A 3,593-nucleotide genomic window follows, 5' to 3' on the forward strand; every position below is an offset into this window, starting at 1 on the left:
AAGCGTCTGGGCAAAATCCGGCAAGTCAGACCTCGGCCGACTGCCGAATGAAGTCGGGCCTGCACAGTCACGTCATCAAGTTCGCAAACCCCGAAAGGAATGACATGTCCAACCACCGAAGGTGCAAGGGAGCAGTTCCAATAACGACGCATCCAGTTGCAGGGAGGAACCCGCCCCGCACGCCGTTCACGCCGCACAACATCTACATCGGCGAGTCGGCGCGATGGTTCCACGACGGCGTCGACGTCAGCGACCGACTCGTCTGGTGGCGCTGCCAATCCGGTCACGAGTACCAAGCGTCGATCGCTTGTCGTATCGCAGGTAGTGGCTGCGAGATGTGTGACGCGAACACATAGACGGTGACTCCTTGTCCGAAACCGGTCAACGCTGGTTGTCGAAGAGTTTGGACAACCACCAGGGTGGTCATTCATGGCTGGGCTGATTCGTTCTCCGGGCGCGAATATGCATGAGAAGCCCTTCGTTCCAGTGTTTGATTTCAGAACTTTGGTCTTCGGTTGCGGCGCCAAATCGTGAGTGCAGCCAATCCGGCTCACGACAAAAGGAGCAACAATGAAACAAACAGCTGCGATCAGGGGCGTTGACCTCACAAGCATGTTCGGTGAGGACACGGCCCCGACCGCCGTACGGGTGCTCAAGGCCATAGGCGCCGAACCGTCACGTGTCTTCACTGCATTCGAACTGCTTGACGAGGCGAACATCGAAAGCTGTGTCGACGGCTTTCTCGTACTCGCTCGTCTGACCAGCCGCGGGCTGATCGCCCATCCGGGACCCGGCGTGTACTCGTCGCTCGAGCATGAAGCGCGAGCGGGAGGCGGCGACCGAGCCGCGTAGACAACTGTGGGAGCCCGGGGATTATCCGCGGGCTCCCACTGTCGTGCACCTCATCAACACCGTGAACAGGCCGAACGACATTCACAATGAAGAAGCGCCCATCCACCATGCTGGGACGGAGTCGGACAAATGACTCTCGACTCGGTCGGCGAGCTCGCGCGGTGTGACGGTCGGCGTTCCGGTGCAGGCGCGCCGGCCGGAATGGAGGACCGAGAATGGCGCTGTCTTCTGTGTGTCATGGCGTGATCCGCCTTGTGCTCCTGAGCCGAACCCGCCAAGGAAAGGCTGGTTGAACACCGGCCTGAACTGGTCGATGACAAGCCGCTCGATCATCAAAGCGCCAGCGAGCGTCTCTGTCGGAAGAAGAACGGTGAGGAAGTCGTCGACTTCGAGGTCGATGACGCTAGCCAGGTTTTTTCGGTGTCGGCCGGCTCGCTCATGCAACGAGAGAGTACTCCCGGCGTAGATCGGCCACCCGCTGGCGGCGGCGAGACTGACATTGCCGAACTTCGGAACTGCGATCCGCTCATACAGGGGATGAAAGCCCCGATACAGCTGCAAGTATGCCCCAGGGCTTTTGGGGTGTGGGCTGCTCAACGGTTGCGCCACGGTGTGCAGCGATGCGTCGAGGGTGAGAGCGAGCACGGGTCGCTCATCGAACACTGATGCAGCGTAGAGACCTGGTTGACTTCGTCTTGAGGTCATCGCGCCGACCTCCTTCTTCAACCGTCGAAGCCCGATCTTCGGGTCAACGACATCCTCGCTGACCCCCTCCGCGCACTCGCCAATGGGTCGACTGCGATTCACCAAGGTTCCACTCATGGGGTAAGTATTCTCGCTGGGGGTCGCATGAGTGTTTGGCGCGCGGTGCGGCCCCCCACTTCACTCCCCCCGGTGTAGAGAGGGGCCGCACCGCGCGCCTGCGAACATTGCGCGGATAGCGATGTTCACTCGATGGCTCGGCGCACTCCACGCCCGAGTTTGGAGGTCGTCGTCACGGGTGCCGACGAGTCGGTGGACGGCTTGGCCACGATGGGCCGACCAAGCTGGGCGCTGAGATCCTGCACCTGTGTTCGAGGTGGTTGAGGCGATGTCTGCGTTCGAGAGTGCAACCAGCTGGCCCGCTCCGGTCAAGGCTTCGCCAAGATCGACCAGATTGACGTGGACGCAGAGGCGGTCCCGGTGCACCTACCAGGATGCAGCGGATTCGACGGGCGCGCTCCACCATGGCTGTCGACGGCGACCTGTTCGCTAGCGGTCAGGCATCTCGCTCCCGAGCTGACTAGCTGACGAGCAACACTGTCGACCGCGATCGGGTCGAATCTCAAAGGTCTGAGGTGATTATGCAGGATCCGTCGTCGTCGTCGGCGAGCTCAAGATCACCCGCGCCATCGGTGAGCTCCGTGAGGGACACTTGGTGGGAAACGGGTCCGGCCGGGTACTCGGTCTCGAAGATGACGTCGCCTTCGGAGACGGCGCGCACTGGCAGCCGGTCGAGTGCTTGGACGTACCGAACGGAGCCGCCGCGTTCAAGTCGCACCAGCGCTGCTCCGCTTGGAAATCGGTCATCGAGTAGGCGCTGCGCCTGGCGGACCGCAAGTAACTCGGTCGGGAGCAGGTATCGGTCGTAGAGATCCGATGCAAGTGAGGGAGCGTGCAGCGCTACCACACGCGACGCAGGCAAGCCATCGAAACTGATGTCGTCCTATGCAGCCAAATAACGGGTGTGCCGGTGCCATTGTTCCCAAATGGCGGTGTGATTGTCGGGGGTGATCAAAGCCATCGAAGCGGTGGACGCCTCACCACGCTCGATCAGAATCTTCGAAAGTGCGACGTTCCGCATGACCTGATTAGCGCCGTCCCGGAACCAGCAGCCGAAGCTGGCCAGCTCGGCATGAGTCGGGCCAAGGGCAACGTCGTAGCGGCGACGCTGCTCACGATCATGGTTGCTGAGTTGAAAACAGCCAACTGTGTCCCCGCCGAACGGTCCAGGCTGCCCGCAGATCTGTGTGCGGGTGTTGCCCGGTGACATGGCCGCTGAACACGTTGAGAAGGTGTCCTCGCTGAGCTTCACCTTGATCAGCAGGACGTGGAGACGGCCGTCGCCTCGCCGTACGCGAACCAGACAGTCGACCTGCGTTGTGTGAGCAGAGGCCCTCGTGGCCTCGTTGAGTTCGTCGGCTCGGTCGATGTATTCGAACTCCGGAGGTTGGTCGACGATTGCTCCGGGGTCGTCGAGAAGGTGTTGTCCAAGCTCGTTCCATGCGTCGAGTGTGAGGGGTGCGAGCAGGTTGAGCGCGAACGTCTGGCTCGACCGCACGTGGAGTGCGTGGCTGTGTAGAAGACCTCGTTCACGGAGCGCCTCGAACGCTGGCAGAGCTGCGGGCACCACGGCCGTCACGGTGCCCGGGTAGGAATGGGATCGAAGGAGCTGAACGCCGGACTCCGCAGCCCTGCTGATCGCATGCTGATGAAGCCGCACCGACCATCGGGGAGGGATGCCAGCGGCGCGTCGCCAAGCTGGCGGGACGTGGTAGCTCGGATGCGGCTGGATGCCTGTCGCTGTGTCGGGGTCGGTGACGACAACGAAGCGCCAGCTGACGTCGCGATGGAGTGCCTCGGCTTGGGCAGCTGTGTAGATCGACACGACATCGTCGCCCGGTGTCTTCGCAGCGACAACGAAGCGGCACCCGCAGCCCCTCGGCCCGCCAGAGACGCTTGATGCGCTTGTTGTTGACCTT

General features: G+C 62.1%; 5 protein-coding genes. 2 read left to right on the top strand and 3 right to left on the bottom strand.

Translation table 11 applies throughout. The annotated features are described in order from the left end of the window. The first annotated feature begins 104 nt into the window (after positions 1–104). Together ACESNG_RS20865 and ACESNG_RS20870 are read left to right on the top strand one after the other, a co-directional pair. Positions 105–356, top strand: coding sequence for a zinc-ribbon domain-containing protein (locus tag ACESNG_RS20865; RefSeq protein WP_373070669.1), 252 nt, complete (start codon positions 105–107; stop codon positions 354–356). Positions 357–570: 214 nt separating this feature from the next. Further along, positions 571–852: a hypothetical protein gene (locus tag ACESNG_RS20870; protein WP_373070663.1), complete on the top strand. Its 282-nt coding sequence runs from the start codon at positions 571–573 to the stop codon at positions 850–852. Positions 853–933: 81 nt separating this feature from the next. On the opposite strand, the gene ACESNG_RS20875 is transcribed toward ACESNG_RS20870, so the two are convergent. The 3 genes from ACESNG_RS20875 to ACESNG_RS20885 form a co-directional block, all read right to left on the bottom strand. Further along, positions 934–1,659 (bottom strand): Eco29kI family restriction endonuclease, encoded by a 726-nt coding sequence (locus tag ACESNG_RS20875; protein WP_373070671.1) that lies wholly within the window; start codon positions 1,657–1,659, stop codon positions 934–936. A gap of 517 nt (positions 1,660–2,176) precedes the next feature. After that, positions 2,177–2,536 carry a hypothetical protein gene (locus ACESNG_RS20880; protein WP_373070665.1) on the bottom strand — a complete coding sequence of 120 codons (360 nt, stop codon included), beginning with the start codon at positions 2,534–2,536 and terminating at the stop codon, positions 2,177–2,179. A gap of 21 nt (positions 2,537–2,557) precedes the next feature. Further along, positions 2,558–3,253, bottom strand: a complete 696-nt coding sequence (locus ACESNG_RS20885; RefSeq protein ID WP_373070667.1) for a PGN_0703 family putative restriction endonuclease — start codon at positions 3,251–3,253, stop codon at positions 2,558–2,560. Positions 3,254–3,593: the final 340 nt, after the last annotated feature.

Source organism: Gemmatimonas sp., from assembly GCF_041689975.1.
Taxonomy (GTDB): Bacteria; Gemmatimonadota; Gemmatimonadetes; order Gemmatimonadales; family Gemmatimonadaceae; genus Gemmatimonas.